This is a genomic window from Mesorhizobium sp. YM1C-6-2 (genome assembly GCF_003666685.1).
In the GTDB taxonomy this organism is placed as follows: domain Bacteria; phylum Pseudomonadota; class Alphaproteobacteria; order Rhizobiales; family Rhizobiaceae; genus Mesorhizobium_K.
Genome location: NZ_RCIZ01000004.1, coordinates 188,031 through 207,787, shown reverse-complemented (window position 1 = coordinate 207,787; position 19,757 = coordinate 188,031). Strand labels below are relative to the sequence as shown.

The 19,757-nt window shown below is 66.3% G+C and carries 24 protein-coding genes; all 24 read right to left on the bottom strand.

Going from position 1 to position 19,757, the window contains the following annotated elements:
- Window positions 1–2 precede the first annotated feature (2 nt).
- Window positions 3–482 (bottom strand): cytochrome c-type biogenesis protein, encoded by a 480-nt coding sequence (locus tag D8676_RS12835; RefSeq protein ID WP_121581288.1) that lies wholly within the window; start codon window positions 480–482, stop codon window positions 3–5.
- Entirely contained in the window at window positions 479–2,464 is a 1,986-nt protein-coding gene (locus tag D8676_RS12830; RefSeq protein ID WP_121581287.1) for a heme lyase CcmF/NrfE family subunit, read from the bottom strand. The genes D8676_RS12835 and D8676_RS12830 overlap by 4 nt, the downstream gene beginning before the upstream one ends.
- Before the next feature lie 12 nt (window positions 2,465–2,476).
- Window positions 2,477–2,917: a cytochrome c maturation protein CcmE gene (ccmE, locus tag D8676_RS12825; protein ID WP_121581286.1), complete on the bottom strand. Its 441-nt coding sequence runs from the start codon at window positions 2,915–2,917 to the stop codon at window positions 2,477–2,479.
- Window positions 2,918–2,921: 4 nt separating this feature from the next.
- The gene (gene ccmI / locus D8676_RS12820; RefSeq protein ID WP_121581285.1) at window positions 2,922–4,058 is read right to left on the bottom strand and encodes a c-type cytochrome biogenesis protein CcmI; all 1,137 of its coding nucleotides are present in this window, start codon (window positions 4,056–4,058) and stop codon (window positions 2,922–2,924) included.
- Window positions 4,059–4,159: 101 nt separating this feature from the next.
- Window positions 4,160–4,597 carry a hypothetical protein gene (locus D8676_RS12815; RefSeq protein WP_121581284.1) on the bottom strand — a complete coding sequence of 146 codons (438 nt, stop codon included), beginning with the start codon at window positions 4,595–4,597 and terminating at the stop codon, window positions 4,160–4,162.
- A 327-nt stretch (window positions 4,598–4,924) separates the two neighbouring features.
- Window positions 4,925–6,325 carry an ATP-binding protein gene (locus tag D8676_RS12810; RefSeq protein WP_245426772.1) on the bottom strand — a complete coding sequence of 467 codons (1,401 nt, stop codon included), beginning with the start codon at window positions 6,323–6,325 and terminating at the stop codon, window positions 4,925–4,927.
- A gap of 10 nt (window positions 6,326–6,335) precedes the next feature.
- Complete coding sequence (locus D8676_RS12805; protein WP_121581283.1) at window positions 6,336–7,001, bottom strand: response regulator transcription factor; 666 nt, start codon at window positions 6,999–7,001, stop codon at window positions 6,336–6,338.
- Between the two features lie 71 nt (window positions 7,002–7,072).
- On the bottom strand, window positions 7,073–7,327 hold the full coding sequence (locus D8676_RS12800; protein ID WP_245426769.1) for a hypothetical protein: 255 nt from the start codon (window positions 7,325–7,327) through the stop codon (window positions 7,073–7,075).
- Between the two features lie 84 nt (window positions 7,328–7,411).
- Window positions 7,412–7,618 carry a hypothetical protein gene (locus D8676_RS12795; RefSeq protein ID WP_121581282.1) on the bottom strand — a complete coding sequence of 69 codons (207 nt, stop codon included), beginning with the start codon at window positions 7,616–7,618 and terminating at the stop codon, window positions 7,412–7,414.
- 22 nt (window positions 7,619–7,640) lie between these two features.
- Entirely contained in the window at window positions 7,641–11,540 is a 3,900-nt protein-coding gene (locus tag D8676_RS12790) for a glycoside hydrolase/phage tail family protein (RefSeq protein ID WP_121581281.1), read from the bottom strand.
- A 15-nt stretch (window positions 11,541–11,555) separates the two neighbouring features.
- Window positions 11,556–12,008: an NlpC/P60 family protein gene (locus D8676_RS12785; protein ID WP_245426768.1), complete on the bottom strand. Its 453-nt coding sequence runs from the start codon at window positions 12,006–12,008 to the stop codon at window positions 11,556–11,558.
- Window positions 12,005–12,895 carry a DUF2163 domain-containing protein gene (locus D8676_RS12780; protein WP_121581280.1) on the bottom strand — a complete coding sequence of 297 codons (891 nt, stop codon included), beginning with the start codon at window positions 12,893–12,895 and terminating at the stop codon, window positions 12,005–12,007. The genes D8676_RS12785 and D8676_RS12780 overlap by 4 nt, the downstream gene beginning before the upstream one ends.
- Entirely contained in the window at window positions 12,892–13,542 is a 651-nt protein-coding gene (locus tag D8676_RS12775) for a DUF2460 domain-containing protein (protein ID WP_121581279.1), read from the bottom strand. The genes D8676_RS12780 and D8676_RS12775 overlap by 4 nt, the downstream gene beginning before the upstream one ends.
- Before the next feature lie 8 nt (window positions 13,543–13,550).
- On the bottom strand, window positions 13,551–14,126 hold the full coding sequence (locus D8676_RS12770) for a phage tail tape measure protein (protein WP_121581278.1): 576 nt from the start codon (window positions 14,124–14,126) through the stop codon (window positions 13,551–13,553).
- Window positions 14,119–14,298, bottom strand: coding sequence for a phage tail assembly chaperone (locus D8676_RS12765; RefSeq protein WP_348629014.1), 180 nt, complete (start codon window positions 14,296–14,298; stop codon window positions 14,119–14,121). Before D8676_RS12765 ends, D8676_RS12770 begins: the two co-directional genes overlap by 8 nt.
- Window positions 14,299–14,342: 44 nt before the next feature.
- On the bottom strand, window positions 14,343–14,678 hold the full coding sequence (locus tag D8676_RS12760) for a gene transfer agent family protein (RefSeq protein ID WP_121581276.1): 336 nt from the start codon (window positions 14,676–14,678) through the stop codon (window positions 14,343–14,345).
- Window positions 14,675–15,085 carry a phage major tail protein, TP901-1 family gene (locus D8676_RS12755; RefSeq protein WP_121581275.1) on the bottom strand — a complete coding sequence of 137 codons (411 nt, stop codon included), beginning with the start codon at window positions 15,083–15,085 and terminating at the stop codon, window positions 14,675–14,677. The genes D8676_RS12760 and D8676_RS12755 overlap by 4 nt, the downstream gene beginning before the upstream one ends.
- 169 nt (window positions 15,086–15,254) lie before the next feature.
- A complete protein-coding gene (locus D8676_RS12750; protein WP_121581274.1) occupies window positions 15,255–15,662 on the bottom strand; it encodes a DUF3168 domain-containing protein in 408 nt (135 codons plus the stop codon).
- On the bottom strand, window positions 15,646–15,834 hold the full coding sequence (locus D8676_RS12745; protein WP_121581273.1) for a hypothetical protein: 189 nt from the start codon (window positions 15,832–15,834) through the stop codon (window positions 15,646–15,648). The genes D8676_RS12750 and D8676_RS12745 overlap by 17 nt, the downstream gene beginning before the upstream one ends.
- On the bottom strand, window positions 15,831–16,166 hold the full coding sequence (locus D8676_RS12740; RefSeq protein ID WP_121581272.1) for a phage head closure protein: 336 nt from the start codon (window positions 16,164–16,166) through the stop codon (window positions 15,831–15,833). Before D8676_RS12740 ends, D8676_RS12745 begins: the two co-directional genes overlap by 4 nt.
- Window positions 16,166–16,735 (bottom strand): head-tail connector protein, encoded by a 570-nt coding sequence (locus D8676_RS12735; RefSeq protein WP_121581271.1) that lies wholly within the window; start codon window positions 16,733–16,735, stop codon window positions 16,166–16,168. The genes D8676_RS12740 and D8676_RS12735 overlap by 1 nt, the downstream gene beginning before the upstream one ends.
- A gap of 390 nt (window positions 16,736–17,125) precedes the next feature.
- A complete protein-coding gene (locus D8676_RS12730; protein ID WP_121581270.1) occupies window positions 17,126–18,376 on the bottom strand; it encodes a phage major capsid protein in 1,251 nt (416 codons plus the stop codon).
- Window positions 18,373–19,053 (bottom strand): HK97 family phage prohead protease, encoded by a 681-nt coding sequence (locus tag D8676_RS12725; protein WP_121581269.1) that lies wholly within the window; start codon window positions 19,051–19,053, stop codon window positions 18,373–18,375. The genes D8676_RS12730 and D8676_RS12725 overlap by 4 nt, the downstream gene beginning before the upstream one ends.
- 319 nt (window positions 19,054–19,372) lie before the next feature.
- Window positions 19,373–19,675, bottom strand: coding sequence for a DUF6107 family protein (locus D8676_RS12720; protein ID WP_121581268.1), 303 nt, complete (start codon window positions 19,673–19,675; stop codon window positions 19,373–19,375).
- Window positions 19,676–19,757 lie beyond the last annotated feature (82 nt).

Below are 19,757 nucleotides of genomic sequence, written 5' to 3'. Positions count from 1 at the left end.
GCTTAAAGGCTCGTCTCTGGCGATTTCGGGTTTGCGCCCAGGATGCGGTCGAGTTCCGCCGTCTCTTCCTCCGTGAGCGCAGAAGCCTCCGATCTCCGCCTCCTCTGCGAGTAAAACAGGACGCCGGCTCCCGCTACCAGCAAGAGCACGGGCGTACCCCACAGCAGCGCATTGCGCAGGCTGAAGCTGGGCTTCAAGAGGACGAACTCGCCATAACGCGACACGACATAGTCGAGGACTTCTTCGTCGCTGTCGCCCGCCATCAGCCGTTCGCGAACGAGCACGCGCAGGTCGTGCGCCAGCTCGGCATCGGAAAGATCGATCGACTGGTTCTGGCAGACCATGCAGCGCAGTTCGGTCGACAGAGCGCGCGCCCTCGCCTCCAGCGCGGGATCGGCAAGCGCTTCGCCGGGTTCGACTGCTACAGCCGGGCCATGCCAAAGCGCCATCGCCAACACTGCAAGCAGGACAGCTCGTTTCATGACGCTGCTGCCGGCTCTATCGCTTCGCGGCGGCGTCGGGCGGGCGCTCCGACCCGCAGCCGGCGATCGAACAGCGACACCGCGCCGCCCGCCATCATCGCCAGCGTTCCACCCCAGATCAGCGTGACCAGAGGCTTCCACCAGATGCGCACGACCAGCGAGCCGTCCGCCGTCTCATCGCCAAGCGACACGTAGAGCTGGCTCAATCCCATCGTCTTGATGCCGGCCTCCGTCGTCGGCATCTGCCGCACCGGATAGAAACGCTTCGACGAGACGATTTCGCCATAGGGTTTGCCGGCTGCGTCCAGCAGCGAGAACTTGGCGCGGCTTTCGGTGAAATTCGGCCCCTGGACCGGCGCGATCTCGTCGAAGCGGAGCACGTAACCGGAGATTTCAGTCGTCTCTCCCGGCTTCATCGTCAGGATGTGTTCGCTCTCGAAGGAAAGTACGCCGACGAGGCCGAGTGTTGTCAGGCCGAGGCCGAGATGCGCCAGCGCCGTCCCGAACATCGAGAGCGGCAGGCCGGTGAGGCGCCGCAGCATCGTGCCCGGCGATGCGCTTCCAAAGCCGGCCTTCAGCGCAAGATCCGTCAACGCGCCAAGCACCAGCCAGGTCGCAAGCCCAATGCCGAGCGCGGCAAGCACGGTGGCCCCGTCGATGAAGAGCATCGTTGCGAGCACGGCAAGCAGTGTGCCGGCGAAGGCGGTCATCAGCCGCTGGGCGGCTGCGAGCACGTCGCCGCGCTTCCACGCGAGCAGCGGCCCGAACGGCACCAGCACCAGAAGCGGTATCATCAGCGGCCCGAACGTCAGGTTGAAGAACGGCGCGCCGACGGAGATCTTGTCGCCGGTCAACGCCTCGACGACGAGCGGATAGAGCGTGCCGACCAGCACCGTCGCCGTCGCCGTCGTCAGGAACAGGTTGTTGAGCACGAGCGCGCCCTCGCGCGAAATCGGCTGGAACAGACCGCCCGCGGTCAAGCTCGGCGCGCGCAACGCGAAGAGCGCCAGCGATCCGCCAATGAAGACCGTCAGGATGCAGAGGATGAAGACGCCGCGGCTCGGATCCGTGGCGAAGGCGTGCACGGAGGTCAGCACCCCGGAGCGGACCAGGAAGGTGCCGAGCAGCGACAGCGAGAAGGTGAGGATCGCCAGAAGCAGCGTCCAGATCTTCAGCGCCGAGCGCTTTTCCATGACGATCGCCGAATGCAGCAGCGCGGTGCCGGCCAGCCATGGCATGAACGACGCGTTCTCGACCGGATCCCAGAACCAGAAGCCGCCCCAACCGAGTTCGTAATAGGCCCAGTAGGAGCCCATGGCGATGCCGCCCGTCAGGAACGACCAGGCGGCCAGCGTCCACGGCCTCACCCAGCGCGCCCAGGACGCATCGATACGTCCGTCGATGAGGGCCGCGACGGCGAACGAGAAGCAGACAGAAAAGCCGACATAGCCGAGATAGAGCAGCGGCGGATGGATGGCGAGGCCGATGTCCTGCAGGATCGGGTTGAGGTCACGCCCTTCGATCGGCGCCGGGGTAAGGCGGGCGAAGGGATTCGATGTCGCCAGGATGAAAAGCAGGAAGGCGGCGCCGATCCAGCCCTGCACCGAGATCACCGTCGCGCGCAGGGTCGCCGGCAGATTGCCCCCGAAAAGCGCGACCAGCGCGCCGAAGAACGTCAGGATCAGCACCCAGAGGAGCATCGAGCCCTCGTGGTTCCCCCATGTGCCGGTGATCTTGTAGATGAAGGGTTTCAGCGAATGGGAGTTTTCCCACACATTCGCCACCGAGAAATCGGACTGCGCATAGGAGACCGTCAGCACGGCGAAAGCGAGCAGCACCAGCCCGAAGCCTGCCATCGACACCGGCTCGGCGACCGCCATCATGCGGCTGTTGCTCGTGCGTGCGCCGACGAGGGGGACGACCGATTGCACCAGCGCCAGCGCGAAGGCCAGAACGAGCGCGAAGTGGCCGATTTCAACCATGCGCGGTCCGCCTCATTGCGTTTCCTCCTGCCAGACGCCCTTGGCCTTCAGGCTGTCGGCGACCTCCTTGGGCATGTAATTCTCGTCGTGCTTGGCGAGCACGCTGTCGGCGACGAACACGCCGTCCGGCCCGAAGCTGCCTTCGGTGATGACGCCCTGCTCCTCGCGGAAAAGATCGGGCAGAATGCCGGAATAGGCAACCTTCACCGAACGCTCGGTGTCGGTGACGGAAAATTCCACCTCGGTCCCCTGGTCGCGAACGATCGTGCCCTTCTCGACCAGTCCCCCGAGCCGGATGCGCTGGCCCGGCTCCAGTGTCACATTGGCCAGATCGGCCGGCATGTAGAAATAGGACGCCTTCTGGCCGAGCGCATAGAAGGTCAGGCCGACAGCCACGGCGAGGAAACCCAGCCCGCCCGCAATCACCGAAAGTCTTTTCTGCTTGCGCGTCATCGCTTCATTCCGCCGCCGTCAGGCCGAGCGAGGTCGAGAACTCGGCAAGCTGCCTGCCTTCCGCACTGTCCTGCCCCAGCGCCGCCGTGCCGCGCTTCAGCGCATCGCGAGCCTCGTCGCCGCGGCCGAGCACATGGTAAGAACGGACGAGCCGCTGCCAGCCTTCCAGGTCGCGCGGATTCTCGCGCAGCCTCTCGTCCAGCCCGGCCACCATCTGTTCGATCATAGCGGTGCGGTCTTCGGCGGACATGCTCGCCACCGCGTCGATCTCTTGCTGCGTCGGTCCCGGCGGCGCCTCGTTTCCGGCAGCCGCCAGCCTGCTGTTCGCCTCCTGGACGGCTTGCGCCACGGCCCCCCTCCAGGGTGAATCCGGCGGCAGAGTGATCATCATCGCCTGCCAGGCTTCCAGCGCCTCGGCGACCTTGCCTTCCTGCGCAAGCGCCGACGCAAGGAAGAATCTCGCCTTCGGCTGGCCCGGCTCAAGCTGCAGCGCCCGGGAAAAGGCCGCCTGCGCCTCGGCCGTCACCATTCCGCCGGCCACACCGGCGAGCGCCTCACCGAGCCCGGATTCACGCCCGGCACTTGCGCCGTCGAGGCGAATTGCGTTGCTGTAGGCCGTCACCGCCTCGTCAAAGCGGCCGAGCCGCGCGTAGATCGGGGCCAGAACATCCCAGCCGCGACCATCCTGCGGATTGGCGGCAAGATGCGCCTCGGCCCGCGCGACCAGTTCGTCGACAGTCGCATCGGCCGGGTTCTTTTCGAGACGGGCCGCCAGCGGCTGCGAAGGCAGATCAGGCGAACCGATCGCCGTATAGATGCCCCAGCTGACCAGCGGGACGGCGAGCACGGCGGCCACGCCGAGTGCACGCGTGCTTCCGCCGCCAAGACCCACCGAGCCGGCCGCCGCGGCCTTGCCGGCCTTGAGGATGCGGCGCGCGATCTCCGCCCTCGCCTCGCCGGCCTCGGCGGGCTGGATCAGTCCGCGCCCGGCATCGCGGTCGAGTTCGGCGAGTTGGTCGCGATAAACTTCGAGGTCATGCGCGCCGTCAGCCGCACGAACGGCGCTCCGGCCGGCAAGCGGCAGGAGCACCGCGAGGCTGGCGCCCAGTGTCAGCAAGGCGGCTATGACCCAAAACAGCATGCTGTCTCAAATAGCCCTCGGCACGGCAGCTGCCAATATCGAGTGTCTGCGGCGGATTGTCGGAAACGGCCGGTCCGCAGCATTTCCCGTTCAACAAAACGTCAGGTCAGCGGCGTCCAGCTGCCGTCCGGGTTCCTGCATGCGGTGCCGCGCGCGGTCTGGTTGCGGCCCCCGTTCGAAACCGCATGCGTATATTGCCGGCAATCCTGCGAACCGACGCGATAGGGCTGCGCCGCCGTCACCGAGCCGGAGACCCCGCCCGCCCCCTGCCAGTCAACTGGCTTCCCGGCCGGCGTATATTCCAGAGCGCGATATTCCGCCTGCAGGGCCTCGCGGCGGTCGCTCTCCCTGAGATTGGAACCGATCGCTCCGCCGATCAGGCCGCCGTCCATCGCCGAAATGATGGTTTCGGGCGCTGCCGGAGCGGTCGAGCCGGCCGCCGCCGAAGTCCGTCCGGCGTCCGATCCGATGGTCGAGCAGCCCGACACGGCCACTGACAGGACTATCGTCGCGGCGAAGGACGCCACCTGAATTTTCATGGATGTCACCCGGTTCGACAACGCCGCACGAGGTTTGAAGAGATTCGGGCCAGACCGGGCCGAAAACGGTGGGTTTCGAGCACCTGAGCGGTGCGTACACTCCGTATAAAAGCACCGGAAGCGCAGAAAACCGCCATTTTTAGGCCGGCCTCACCCAATGTCGACAAACCTCATCGAAGACCTCGCGTTAGGTGCCATATTTGTCCGAAATTTGGCCCGAACGCCATGGCGGAGATTCGCAAGGCCCGATCCGGCTAATACAACGGCTTTCCGTGGGATCATACCGGTTCCGAAGGTCAGGTCTCCCGCCGGGATCGCATGGAGCCGTCATCCGCTGACGCTGCGCAGTTCGACCGTCGCCTTCAGGCCGCCGAGTGCGGACCGGTCCAACGACAGCTTGCCGCCATATTCGCCAACCAGTTCGGAAACGATGGCAAGACCCAAACCCGTCCCCGGCTTCGTCTCGTCGAGCCTCTTGCCGCGTTTCAGCGCCTCGCGCGCCATCTCCTCAGGGATACCCGGACCGTCATCCTCGATGATGACGGCGAAACGCCTCTGCGCCTCACCGGCGACGGCCGGCAGTTCCTGCACCGACACCGCTATGCGGCTCTTCGCCCATTTCATGGCATTGTCGAGCAGGTTGCCGATGATCTCCTCCAGATCCTCGCGCTCGCCGGCAAAGACTATCTCGTCAGGCGGCGGGGTTAGCGACACCTTCATACGCCCGAGTTTCTCGATCACCCGCACCAGGCGCTCGAGCAGCGGCGTCACCGGGGTGCGGTAGACGACGCTGTCGCGCTGCGCCGCGACGCGGGCGCGGGAAAGATAGTGATCGACCTGCTCGCGCATTGCCGCGGCCTGCTCCGAGATCAGCGCACCCTTGGCGCCGCCGAGCGCGCGGCCTTCGTTGATCAGCACCGCCAGCGGCGTCTTCAGCGAATGGGCGAGATTGCCGACCTGCGTGCGCGAGCGCTCGACGATGCGGCGGTTGTTCTCGATCAGCGCATTGGTTTCGTTGGCGAGCGGCTCGATCTCGGCCGGGAAACGCCCATCCAGCCTCTGCGCCTGGCCCTCGCGTACCATCGCCAGCGCGTTCCTCACCCGGCTGAGCGGCCTCAGCCCGAGCAGGATCGCCATGGCATTGATCGCGATCATGCCAATGCCGAACAGCGACAGGTAGGTGAACAGACGCCGGTCGAAAGTGCCGATCTCGTCCTCCAGCTCGCTGCGGTTGCCCATGACGCGGAAGCGCGCGATCCGGTTCGCCGCATCGAGCACGAACTCGCTCTCGACGACGATCAGCTCCTCGCCGGCGAGGCCGTCGGCAAGATAGCTGCGCTGGAATTGCGGATTGAACGGCACCTCCGAGACGGGTGGCGACGGGATCGCCTCGGTCATCGAGGTCGAGCGGATTTCCCCGGTCAGCCCCTCGGAGACCGGTTCGACCGAATAGTACCAGCCGGAATTCGGCTCGGAGAATCTCAGGTCGCCGAGATTGGGGCTGCCGCTCAGCACGCCCTGCTCGTTGACGCCGACCGAACCGATCAGGTTGAAGAGATGTGCCGAAAGCAGGCTGTCAAAGCCGCGCTCACTGGCCTGCCTGTAGAGCGTCGAGATCACCGTCGAGATGACGATCAGCGCCAGGATCGCCCAGCCCGTCGAGAAGGCGATGACGCGGAAGGCGAGCGAGCGCGGGCCGAACGTCATTCCGGACGAGCGCGCCGCCATGTCCTGCCGTTCAGGCCTCGGGCTCGCGCATGCGATAGCCCATGCCGCGCACCGTCTCGATCATGTCGACGCCCATCTTCTTCCTGAGCCGCCCGACGAACACTTCGATCGTGTTGGAATCGCGGTCGAAATCCTGGTCGTAGAGATGCTCGACCAGCTCGGTGCGCGACACCACCTCGCCCATGTGATGCATCAGATAGGCGAGCAGCCGGAACTCGTGCGAGGTGAGCTTCAGCGGCGTGCCGTCGATATCAGCCTTGGACGCCTTGGTGTCGAGCCTCAGCGGCCCGCAGGTCAGCTCCGACGAGGCATGCCCCGCTGCGCGGCGGATGAGCGCGCGAACCCGCGCAAGCACTTCCTCGATGTGGAAGGGTTTCGTCACATAGTCGTCGGCGCCGGCGTCGATGCCGGAAACCTTGTCGCTCCAGCGGTCGCGCGCCGTCAGGATCAGCACAGGCACTTTCTTGCCGTCGCGGCGCCAGCGCTCCACTACGCTGATGCCGTCCATCTGCGGCAGACCGATGTCGAGCACCACCGCGTCATAGGGCTCGGTGTCGCCGAGAAAATGCCCTTCCTCGCCGTCGAAGGCCTTGTCGACGACATAGCCGGCGTCCGTCAGAGCCTCCGAGATCTGGCGGTTGAGCTCCTTGTCATCCTCGACGACGAGTATTCGCATGAGAGAATCCTGTTGTCCGGGACGGGATCAGAAATGGGCACAAACCGGATGCATGGAAAGCACAGCCCGCGTCAATTCGCGGGAACCGTGAATTCCTCGCGACGCGGGCGCCCGCCATCCTTGCCCGGAACGAGCACCACGACCACGCACACAGTCTGTCCGCCCTTGTTCGCCTCGCGCACGTTGGCCAGCTGCCCGCCGTTTTGAGCAGCGATCTGCTGCCCTATGCCGTAGCAGTCCGCCGCCGCGGCCGGCCCGGCGCCAAGCAGCCCGGCCAAGAAAAGGCCGAGCGCGGCAAGGCTGGATATGGCGCGGAACGTCTTCATGACACGCTTTCTAGCCCATTGCCGCTGAACGGGGAATGAACGTGAAGGCAGAATTTTCGTCGATTCCGCGCCATCGAGCCGGTTCTATCCAATCCTGCTGCTCGCGCCCAGCCGCCCGAAAATCGCCACCAGGCCGCTGATCGCGGTGATCGCCTGGAGCAGCGTCTCGGTCAGCGCGGCATTGTCGAGGCCGGCGACGGGCAACCCCAGAATGCCGGCGGCCGCCGTCAGAATCGTGATCAGCGAGGCCCAGATGGTGCGCGAAAGATACCACGGCTTGGAGTTGGTCATTGTTTCCCTCGATGGTTGGAGTTCAGAGAAGCGAAAGGCGACGCGTGGCCGGAATGCCCCAGCCGGCTGCTAGGCTGAGCTGGCGCACGGTCACGTCGATCTCGTCCGGCGGCGCGCCGAAATCGGCCGCGATGTCGGCGCTGTCGTAGACGAAGCCGGGCTGAAGCGTCGTCGCGGTCCGCACCAGCGCTCCGCCTGGATGCGCGATCTGGACCTGGTATTCCTCGCGCTCCTCGCCGAGCGGTATGTCGCTCGCCGTCCAGCTGTCGGCGTCGATGCGTCCGCGCCGGACCCACGACAGCGCCACGTCGCCCGAACCGTCCTTCGTTGCCCTGACATGCACCGGTGACAGCGGCAGCAACGCGCGCAGCCCTCCGATCCCCGAATGATCGGAGAAATCGGCGCCGGACAGATCGGCCCCTGCCGGGCCGACGCGCCAGTTGAGCAGCAGCCCGGCCTCGCTGGCGAGCAATCCCGCCGGCTGAACGGCATCGTCGAGCACGACCAGATGCGCCCCCGCCGCAGCGCCCGCGGTGGTCGCATCGTCCGTGCCGAGCTGGCCGCGCAGCAGGCCGCCGAGCCGCCAGATTTCAGGCGCGATCTCTTCCGCCGTCTCGAACTGCACGACCTCCCACGCGCCACCGGTCGAGCGGATCGCGACCGAATTCGCGCCGTTCAGCAGTTGCGCGCGGCTGATGCTGGAGAACTCGCCGCCATACAGCTCGATGGTGAGCGTGACGGAATGATCCCGGCGCCCGACGACGCCCGGCGGCAATGGCTCGGCCAGCACGCCGACATCGGCCGGTAGGGCGATGGTCGTGCGCTGCGTGAAGCCGGTATCTTCGGGCGATGCGAAGACCGCCTGGCTCCGCCACGGCTTCTGCCATGCGGCGAGGCGGAATTGGTCTTCCGCCGCGCCCGGCCCCGCGCCCGTCGGCAGGTCGAGGAACAGCGCCAGCGGCTGCCCGATGGCCGGCGGCGGGGCGTTGGCGATCGCATCCGGATTGGCCGACTGCCATTGCATTCCCGCCGCACGCAGAATCTGCCGTGCCGACACCTTTCGCACCAGCCCGTCCTCGATCTCGGTGACGAGCCAGTCGTCCTCGCGGCCTGGCAGGCGCACGACAGCGCCAGGCACGACATCTTCGTTCGGCTGCGTCATCGCGAAGGCCACGCTTTCGCGCTCGGTCCAGGTGCGGCGCAGCCATTCGCCGATCAGCGCCCTGCCCTGCCCGGCCTCAAGCACGCCGGGAAAACCGATCGCGTGCTGCCGGCTGCCCAGCTCGCCCGTTCGCGCGTGACGCACCGAGATCACCTGGTATTCAACTAGCGGGTCGCGAAAGCTGAGCACCGCCTCGGCCGGCAGCTGGTGGTCCGGCTGGCGCACTGTTTCCGTGACCGGATCGCGTCCGTCCGAGACCATTTCGGCGATCTCGACCGACCCGGCCGCCGGGGCGGCGCCGCTCCGGAAGACCAGGCTTCCGGGCGTCTCAAGCACGGCAAGGCCGAACAGCTCGACTAGTGGCTCCAATGCCCCGCGCGCCGAACCGGGCTCGTCGATCACATAGCCGTGCACCGTCCCGTCCGCACCGTCGATATCAGCGGCGGGCAGGCCGTGATCGGCGAGGATCGCGTTGATCAGCGTGCCGACGTCAGGATTGCCGAGCCTGCCGTTCAGCCAATGGCCGTAGTGCCAGTTGCCATGATCCGACCAGCGGTCGGAGCGCAGCGGAAAGGCCGGATAGGGCCGCGCGTCCCAGGCCCAGACATAGAGCCGCTCTGGATCGACCATTCGCCTGCCATCGACCGTCGAGACGGGATTGTCCGTCTCGTCGAAACCGTCGCTCCCCGGATCCCAATGGCGTTGGTGCGCCATGAGGAACCGCTGTTGCGCGAGGTCCGAACGCCCGCCGCTGGAGAAATAGGGCAGCGTGCTCTCCGCCGACTTCGGATCGGAAAAGACATTGGGCTGGTTAGGCCCCTTGTCGGTCGCGGGACAGCCGACCTCGGTGAAGAAGAACGGCTTGCTCTCAGGCACCCAGCCCGTCGGCTCCGCGGCCTCCTCGCCTCCGATGCGGTTGAAGTGCGGCTCGGACCACCAGCTTTTCAGGTCCTTGTATCGGAACATCCAGGGCTTGCCGAAAGCTCCGTCGGTAATCGGGGCGCGCTCGCGTCCGCGCCTTGCCTCGAAAGTCGGATAATACCAGTCGAAACCTTCGCCGCCCGCTATCGCCGCTCTCAGCCCGGCCGGATCGTAGGGACCCGCAAAACCATCCGGATTGCCTGTCGCGTGATCGCCGTCGCGCCAGTCAGACAGCGGCATGTAGTTGTCGATACCCACCGCATCGATAGCGGGATGAGCCCACAGCGGATCTAGATGGAAATAGGTATTGCCGGTGCCGTCGAGCGGATGGTGTCCGAAATACTCGCTCCAGTCCGCGCCATAGGTGATTGTGGTCGAGGCCCCGAGCATGGTGCGCACCTCGCCCGCCAACGCGCAGAGCGCCGCGACAAATGGGAACGCGTCGTTCTCGTCGCGCAATGTCGTCAGACCGCGCAGTTCGCTACCGATGAGGAAGGCGTCGACGCCGCCAGCCGCCTGCGCCAGCTTCGCGTGATGCAGCACGAAGCGCCGGAACCTCCAGTCGCCGGCGGAACCGGAAAAATTGATCGTATTGGAGGAAGCCGAGAACTGCCCCGGCAACGCATTGCCGAGAAAATCCTCGATCTGTTCGCGGGCCGCAGCCGTGCGGTCGGCTGTGCCGGGCATCAGCGGCGCTGGGTCAGCGGTTATGCGTCCGCGCCAGGGATAGGCCGGCTGCGCCGGGTTGCCGTGAGGATCGGGCAGCACGTTACCATCAGGCACATCCATCATGATGAAGGGATAGAGCGTCACCTTCAGCCCGCGCGCCTTTATCTCGGCGATGGCGTCCATCACGCTGCGGTCGGACGGCGTGCCGCCATAGGCCGCGCCGTCGCCATGCGTAGAGACCACCATCGCCGCGCCGCGCGACAGACCCGACACCCGCCAGTCCCTCGAGAAACCCGAGCCGTTGGTCGTGGTCACCGCCGGCCGTACCCGGCAATGCCCTGCCCTGAGATCGTCGCCGAACCACGAGACGACCAATGCGACATGCGCGAGATTCGGGCAGAGCATCTGCAGTTCGTCGAGCGAGGCACTGAGGTCGCTGCCTTCCAGCAGCGTATGGCGGTTCACCGCCTCCGTCTCACCTTCGCGGTGCTTGCGCGTCACCAGCGATGGCGACAACCCGTATTCGGTCGCGCCCGGGATCAGCGAGACCGCCCGTATCTTCTTCGGCAGCTCGCCGACGGGCCGCAGCACCTCGAACTGGAATTGCGGGATACGGTTGCCGTAGTCGGCCAGCGCAAAGCGCTCGATCGCCACATAGGCCGTGCCGCGATAGGCCGGTGTGTTGCCCGCGCCCTGCTTCGCGGCGATCAGCGGATCGGCGGCCTGCGCCTCCGTCCCGCGGTAGACGCGCAGCTCGATCCTCTCGCGGTCGATCTCGCGCCCGTCCGCCCATACGCGCCGGATACCCGCGATCTCGCCCTCGCAGAGCGCGAAGGCGACGTTGGCGAAATAACTGTATTCGGTGAGCTTCGGCCCGGACTTGCCGCCCTGCCGCTGGGTCTTGCGTTTCTCGTCGAAGCGCGTCGCCCAGATCATAATGCCGCCGACGCGCGCGGTGCCGTAGACGCGCGGCAGCGCCGCGCCCTCCTCGGCGGTGAAAGGCCGCGCACCGGACAGCCTCGGCCCCTCGATGCGGCGCGTCCCGTTGATCAGCGCCTGGTCGATCGTATAACCGGCGAGCGCGCCTGCCGCCGCGCCGATCACGCTGCCGATCGGACCGAGTAGGCCGCCTATGGCCGCGCCCGCGGCCTGAAGCAGGATGGTTGCCATGCGGCGCGTCCGATCTCAGTTGACTGGATTTCGTTCCGGAAAGGCGAAGACGCCGGCGACCCGCCTTCGCCACTGCGGCACCAGCGCCGACAGCGACACGGCCATGCTCTCATAAGCATGTACGAAGCGATCCTGTCCGATCAGAATCCCGGCATGCTTGGCCGGCAGGTGCGGCCGCCAGCGGAATATGAGCAGGTCGCCTCCCGCCATCTCGTCTTTCGGCTTCTCGCGAAAATGCCGAGCCACGCCGGTCAGCAACTTTTCCGTGCCCGCCTCGTCCCAGTCGGGCGCATAGGGAACCGGCTGCTCAGGTACCGTACCGTAGAGCCCCTGCCAGACGCCGAGCACGAGCCCGATGCAGTCGCAGCCGACGCCTTTCCTGCGTCCCTGGTGCCGATAGGGCGTGCCCAGCCAGGTGAGCGTCTCGTCGATCACCTGGCTGGCGATTGCTGAATCTGGTTCGCTCACGGCACCACCGGCCCACCGTCGAACCGGCCACCATCGACGACATAGCTGTAGGCCGTGTCGTTACCCGGCAGATGCGGGAAGCCGCGAAAATTCAGTGCGTTGGCGAATTTGGCCTTGCAGGTCGCGAATTTCTTGTCGCAGCCGGCGACGACCCGGAACGTATCGCCTGCCGCCGCGACGATCCCGCTTCCGGGCCGCAGCACCAGCACCGTCCCCGCCGCGTCCCTGCGATGCTCCTCCACGCGTTCGCTGCGTCCGGCGCTGGCGCCAGTCGTCCAGGTCAGCACGCCATGCGTGAACCATCCTGCCTGGAAGCTGTCGAGCCCGGTCACGACAGGCGTCGACGGCGCCTCGTAGGCCACCAACGACCCCGTGCCGGTGAAATCCGGATTGTCGAGGTCGACGCGGCAGTGCGCGTCGCCGAGTTCCGCGTCGCAGCTTCGACTGACATAACGCCCGTTCGGCCGGTCGAGCGCATGGACCAGACTTTCGAGCTCCGCCACGAAGCGCCCGTCCGTCCGCGTGATCTTGCCGACGGTCGCCTTGCGCAGCAGCACGAAATCATCAGGCTGCCGCCAGTTGACCAGGAAGGTCTCTACCGTCGCTCCGTCATAGAGCCCGGCCGCGATATCCTCCTCGCTGATATCGTCCGACGACAGCGCGCCCTCGACGTCGACCGTGTCCACCGCGAGCCCCAGCGTGTCGCGCGCCTCGCTGGCGGCCAGTCCCGTCCGCGGCGCATAGAGCCCGGCAGCGACGGTCAGCGGCCGGTCGTGATCGGTATAACCCGCCACTTGGCCGTCCTGGCGCGTCAGCCGCCAGCAATGGCAGACCGTCGTCACCTCGCGGGTAAGATGCGCGGCCAGCGCCTCCGGCCAGGCGCTCACGATTGCACCTCGATCAATGGGATGGACGGGATCTGTCCGGCCTTGAAGGCCGTCAGGCTGATCGCGATGCGTTCGGTGTCGAAGCGCACCGGCACGTCGAACTCGTAGCCGGCCGTAACTTCCTCGCCCGCACCGGGAATGCTGCCCGTCGCGAACACCACTTCACCGGTAGCGAAGTCGAAGCTCCAGTCTTCAGGCGTCGCTTTTTCCACACCGTCCACCGCCACCCGCAACGTTTCCGGCCGCGGCCTCGCGATCAGCCGCCGATAGGCATCCCCGCCCTCGCCATAGGTCTTGGTCAGCGCAAAGCGCGCCGCCGTCCCGTCGCCGACGCCGATCGTCTGGTCCGCCGCCAATACCTCTTCCTCCGGCCGGCAGGATTTCATGTCGAACGGATCGCGGAAGCGAAACGCGTGCAGCGAGCCGCGCCGCGCCTCGAAGAAGGCAAGCACGTCATGCAAATCCGACAGCGAACGCACGCCCGTCCCCGCATCGTAGTGCCGGCGCGACTGCGAGAAGCGTGCGTTGCGCTTCTCGCGCCCGGAAGTCAGCGTGACGATCTCGTTGCGGCGCTCCGGTCCGCCGGTAGCGCCGAACGATACGGCGAGCGGAAAGCGCACGTCGTGAAGGCTCGATAGCTCGGACATTGGTCTCCTCAGAAGGTTCGCGTTCCGCGCGAGACGGCCCTGGCCAGCATGCCCGTCACCTGCGCCTCCGACTTGCGGAACGACGAGGCATCCGGCGTCGTCACGTTGAAGACGACGTTGACGCTGGCGCCTCCGCCGGCAGCCGCCACGCCAAGCCGCCCGTCGGCCGAGCGCTGCAGCGGCAGGATCGCTTCCGGCCCGGCCTCACCCATCACGCCGACATTCCTGCCGAGCGGGAAATAGCTCGGCGCCGACACGACACCGCCGGCCGCGAAGGGCACGACATGCCCGGGCACGCCGCCCTTGGCGAAAGGCATAAGTCCCGCAAGTCCGCCGAACAGGTTGGAGAACAGCCCGCCTGCCAGCGACTGCAGCGGCTTCAACCCCTGCTCCAGCGCCAGCCCCGCAAGGTTGAGCCCGATCCGCCGCAAGATGTCGTCGAGATCCCTGCCGCTGACGGCCGCGCTCCTCAGCGCGCCCGAAAGCTGCGAGCCGAAACTCGCCGACAGTCTTTCCAGATTCTGCAGCGCGTCCTGGAAAGGCTGCGTGTCCGCATTGATCCTGACGGTGACGTCCTCAGCCATGCCGCTCGCCTCTTTCTCCGTCAGGGAACCGTTGCATCAGGTCCGCCAGATCGTTTCGCCCCGGCGCGCTCGTTCGACTGCCGAGCACGCTCATCGCGCGTTCCATCTCGCGCGGCGTCATCGACCAGAACTCGTTTGGCGAAAGCCGCAGCAGGCCGAATGCCGTGGCCATGACGCTGTCCCACGGGAATTCGTTCGGCTTGCCTGCCGCGGCGCTCAAGGGTTTGGCGTTTCGGCCCCGGCAGTTCCGAAAGTCGTGGTCAGAAGGTCGCTGACGACAGCGGCAAATCCCGCCGCGCCCGTCTCCGAACGCATCGCCGCCACGGCGTCGTCGGATATCTCGTTGCCGGCGCCGCGCAACCCGGCGCCGATCACGCGGATCATGTCCTGGGCCGACAGGCGGCCGCGCGAAAAACGCTCGACCAACGCGCCGAGATCGTCGGCCGCATAGGCCGCCTCCAGTTCGGCCAGCGCGCCGAGCGTCAGGCAGAGCCGGTACGCTTTGCCGTCGAATTCGGCATCGATCTCGCCGCGCCTCCTGTTCGCCGTCATGGCGCCACCGTGAAGCCGATCGGCCCTGCCGATTCCAGAGCCACCTCGAAGGTCACCTCGCCGTCATGGCTGCCCGTATATTCGAGCGCCGTGACCTGGAACGGTCCCTCGACCGTGCCGAAATCCGGCACGGCGAGTTGCCAGCCCACGATCTCCCCGGCGAAAAAGCGCTGGCGCATCAGCGCGTCCGACTGCGCATCCTTGAAGATACCGGAGCCACTAACCGCCGCGCGCTGCACGCCCGCGCCCGCCAGCAGTTCGCGCCAGCGCCCGGCCGACTCCGCGTCGGTGATGTCGACCGTCTCGCTGTTGAAGGCGATGCGCTTGGAGCGCAGGCCAGCGACCGTCACGAAGCTGCCGCCATTGTCGATCTTCAGAAGAAGGTCCTTGCCCTTCTGTGCGACCATTTTTCGGTCTCCTTTGTTTAAGCAAGGGGAGTAAGGGAATAGGGGAGTACGGGAACAGGGGGACGGGAGAGCAGTGGGGAAAAGCCTTGGGCAAATAGCGGAGCAACCGGGCGCAAGCAGTTGGCGAGCCAGCATGACGAGGGTTGGCATCCCCTACTCCCCTACTCCCCTACTCCCCTACTCCCTCCGTCACCGCCCTGAACCGCAGCAGCCCGTGATGCGCCTCGTTGCGGTCGTCATACCGAGCCTCTGAGAATTCGAGCCTGAGGTTGACCAGGTTGTGCCCTTCGAGCTCAAGCGCTGCGTCGTGCAGCGTCCCGCGCACCAGATCCATGATCTCCAGCGCCTCCTTCTTGCCCTTCGCCTTCGACCACACATGCAGCGTGAAAAGCTGCTCGGCGCCGCTCTCGGTGCCGGTGCTCCAGTCGTAGACGCTGGTTCGCCCGAAGGTGATGTAGGGAAAGGCGACGTTGGCCGGCGCATGGTCGAGGATGCGCGTGCCGACCAGCGCGGTCAGCGCGGCGTTCGCCCCGAGCGCGCCGAAGATCGCCTTCTGCAGCTCAGCGGCCGAATTCATCGCCAGCCTCCAGCGACAGACGCTGTGACTCCGCAGAAAGCAGCGTCAGCGCCCTTTCGTTGCGCAACACCGCCTGCCGTTCGGCCTCTTCGTAGTCTTCCCCAGCAGCATGCGCCTTCAGGCGCAGCGCGCGCACCATCCCGTCTAGCGTCAGTTGCATCGCGATCTTCAAGGGCCAATCTCCCTCGTCCGGCACACCAGGTAACGCCCCGTGTCGTCCGGATCGTGCACCGTCACTATGTCGAAAATTCTTGCCTGCCTGACGAAGCGCATGCCGGCGGCGACGCCATTCCGCCAGCGCAGCGTCACGCGATGCGTCACCGTCTCCATGGTCTGGTCCGGGCCGAACCGGCTCGTCGCCGAAACCGGCTCGATCTTCGCAAACACCGTGGCGATCTCCGCCCAGCCCTCCGTATGACCGCCCAGCCCGTCCGGCACCGGCGTATTGGCCTGCAGCGCAAGCTCGCTGCGCAGCGAACCCGGATCGAGGAACATGGTCGGCATCACAGTCTCCGCGACCGGTACGAAGCGACGATGCGGTCATAGGCGGCGGGATAGGAGACCGGCTGCTCGGCCGGCTCGAAATGTGCGCGGAATTCATACCAATGTCCCACGAGCAGCAGCATCGCCCGCTTCAAGAGGTCGGGCACGTCGGTGCCGGCCTCGCCGTAGCCGGCGGAAAAGTCGATTTCGATGCCGTTGAACATGCGCAGCGGCTCCGGCCGCGCCTCGAAATGCAGTCTGGCCGGCCGCGACAGCGTGTCCAGCTGGTAGTCGGCCGTATCGATCAGCGAGGCCTCGCCCTCAGTGCCGAAGGCCGTCACCGACAGCACCGTGCGCACAGGGTGAACGGCCAGCAGAGCGCAGCCCTGGCTCGGCCATGCATCCAGCGCCAGCCGCCAGTCCTGGTCGATCAGGGCGACGCCCGTCGCCCGTTCCAGATCCTCGCGCGCGGCGCGGATCAGTCCCTGAAGCAGCGCGTCCTCGCTGTCGTGCGCGATCCTCAGATGCGCCTTCGCATCGGCAAGCGTCACCGGCTCGGCCGCCGGCTCGACGGTTCGAAAAAGCGTCATGCTGTGCTGTTCCGTTTGGAGGAAGGGAGCGGTCCCGGCTGCCCACATCCGGCCGGGACCGCGACGGCAGACATGGATGCGGAGTCCCTGACCGCTTCAACGTCTGCCTGTTTGCGATTGTATCGCCCAAGGCCGTGATCCTCGGGCTTGTCCCGAGGATTCGACTGGCGATTGTTTGACGTCGAACGAAGAAAGGATCGAGGATCACTCTCCTGTGTACGCAGATCCTCGGGACAAGCCCGAGGATGACGGTGGACGAGGGCGTGGCGACCCCTCAGCCGTATTCGATTGCCTGCAGTTCCACCCGCAGAAGGATGCCGGCAGGCGGATGAGAGGCGGTGCACGTCTAAGAGACTCGTCCCATCTGCCGTCCTCCCGGCAGGAGAGAACTCAGCTTACGCCGTACTTCAGCAACTTAATCGCATCAAAATCCTGCACCCCGCCGCCGACGCGTTTGGTCGTGTAGAACAGCACGTAGGGTTTGGCGGAATACGGATCGCGCAGCACGCGCACTCCGGTGCGGTCGACGACGAGGTAGCCTCGCGAAAAATCGCCGAAGGCGATGGGCGTCGTGTTGGCGCCGGCGTCCGGCATGTCCTCCGCCTCGACCAGCGGGAAGCCCATCAGCATCGCGCGCTGGCCTGCCGCCGCCGGCGGCTGCCAGAGATAGTTGCCGTCGGCGTCCTTCAGCTTGCGGATCGAGCCTTGCGTCTTCCTGTTCATCACCCAGTTGGCGTTCTGCCGGTAGCCCGACTTCAGCGCATAGACCAGGTCGATCAGTATGTCCGACGGATCGCTGGCCGGCAGGTCGCCCGAGACGCCTGTCGCGACATAGCCGATCTGCCCCCACACCCAGCTCGATTCCGCAACCTTGGTATAGTCGAGGAAACCCTTCGGCTTGTTGGTGCCGTCGCCGGCGACGAAGGCCGCGCCTTCCTGTTCGGCGAAGGCCGCCTCCACCTCGCCCGATATCCACTGGTCGAGGTCGACCACCGTGTCCTCGAGCAGCGAGGCGGTCGCCGCCGGCATGGCGTAGAGCTCCATGGTCGGGAAGGAGAGCTCGGCGAGCGTCGCCGTATTCGTCTGCGGACGCGCCGCCGTCTCGGCGACCCAGCCGACAGCGGGCCCGGTCACGGAGAAGGGCTTCTTCAGCACTGCCGCCGAGACCTGGCGCACCGCTGCGATCGAGCGGATCGGCGACAGCTCGGCGAGCCGCTTGCCGATCTCGGTCTCCGTCTCGTCGGGCACCAGATAGCCGCCGTCCTGGCCGGAGCCGTAGGACATTGCCTTGGTGTCGAGCGCGCGGATCAGGCGGTCGTCGCCCGAGCGCATGTAGGCATCGAAGGCCTGCTTGTGCTCGGACGGAAACGACCGCCCGCCGCGATCGAGCGTCGGCCGGATCCCTTTCAGCGTGAGGTTGTCGATCGCACGCTTCTGCTCGTCGAGCGCCTTCGAGATGCGGTCGACCTTGTCGACCGTCAGCACGTCGGCGTTCTTGCTTTCCAGTTCCGCGAGGCGGCGGTCGTTCGTGTCCTTGAACGCCTCGAAGGTCGTCATGAACTCGTCGAACGCGTCGGCGAGTTCGGCATGGTTGCCCGCCGACTTCGCTTCCGGCGCGCGGGCAAGGTTCTGTTCGGTCATCGTGTCGTTTCCCATGTTCTTGTCTTGGGTGTCGTCATCATGCGTGTCGCCTCTCGGATCCTGTCCGTGAGGCGTCCGTCCGGGGCGGCATCCCGCGCGCCAGCCAGGCTGGCGAAGCCTCTTGCGATCACGCATCTGGCCTCGCCTCTCGTCAGCCCCGCATCCCGCGTGAGCCAGCCTTCGAATTCTCTCGTGGTCGGCAGCCGCCGCCGGCGACCCTTCACCATATCGATGCGCGCGTCGGGCAGCATCGGGAACGTCACCACCGAGATTTCCCAGAGGTCCGCCTCCAGGATGCGGCGCACGCCGCTCCTCGGATCGTTCTTCGCCTTGACCGCGCGGAAGCCTATCGACAGGCCGTCGAGTGCGCCGCCTCGCATCAGCGACAGCACCTCCCTCGCCCGCGCCACGTCCTTCGCCAGCCGCCCCCGCACGAACAGCCCGCGCGCGTCCTCGCGGATCTCGGTCCACACACCGATCGGTTCAGCCGGATCGTGCTGGAACAGCATACGTATGCCCGCCGCGCCGCGCGCCTTCAGTGACGCCGAAAAGGCGCCCCTCTCCACCACGTCCTTGCCGAGATCGACGCGCCCAAACAGGCTCGCATAGCCCGAGAACACGCCGTCCGGCTCCACCTCGTCGAGCGTCAGCCCGACGAACTTCCGCTCGCCAATCATCCTGTTTCCTTGTTTTGAAGCCGTGCCGGTGACGGTCCGGCCTGATGCAATCGTGTGGCAGCGGCTATTGCGACCGATTTTGGCGTATGCCCCTCAACGCCGTCATTCTCGATGCCCTCAACACCGTCATCCTCGGGCTTGTCCCGAGGATCTGCTGCAGGCGGTCAGTCGTTACAAACATCGATATCGCCGTAGGCCCAAACCCATCGACCTCGGCGGATCCTCGCGACAAGCCCGAGGATGATGTCGAAATGTGTGACATCTGCACTCGCGGTAGGGGTGGACCGGACAGACGGCGGATCATCGTCCACCCCCCCGCCTACTTCCGCCTCAGCACCCTGATGACCGCTCCTACCGCCCACCAGGCGCAGAGGCTCGCCGCCGCGGACCCCATCAGCATCGTCTCGGCGGTTCCGAGCCAGCGCTGCACGCCAAGCTCGACCGCGATCTTGACGCCCGCCGTGCCGCCGAAGACGAGGCCGCACACGACACCGACAGCGAAACGCACCGCCGCCTCCCGCCGTCCGTGCGGCAGGATATAGGCCAGCGACACAGCCGACCCCGCGACCGCGCCGGCGCCCTTGGCCGCCCACAGCCAGGCGGTGCCGGAAATATCCGTCATGTCGAACTCCTCGCGGTTCAGGTTCTACAAGCTTCCGCAGGCGAAGCACTACTCGGCTTCACTTGCGATCTGCTGTGAAATA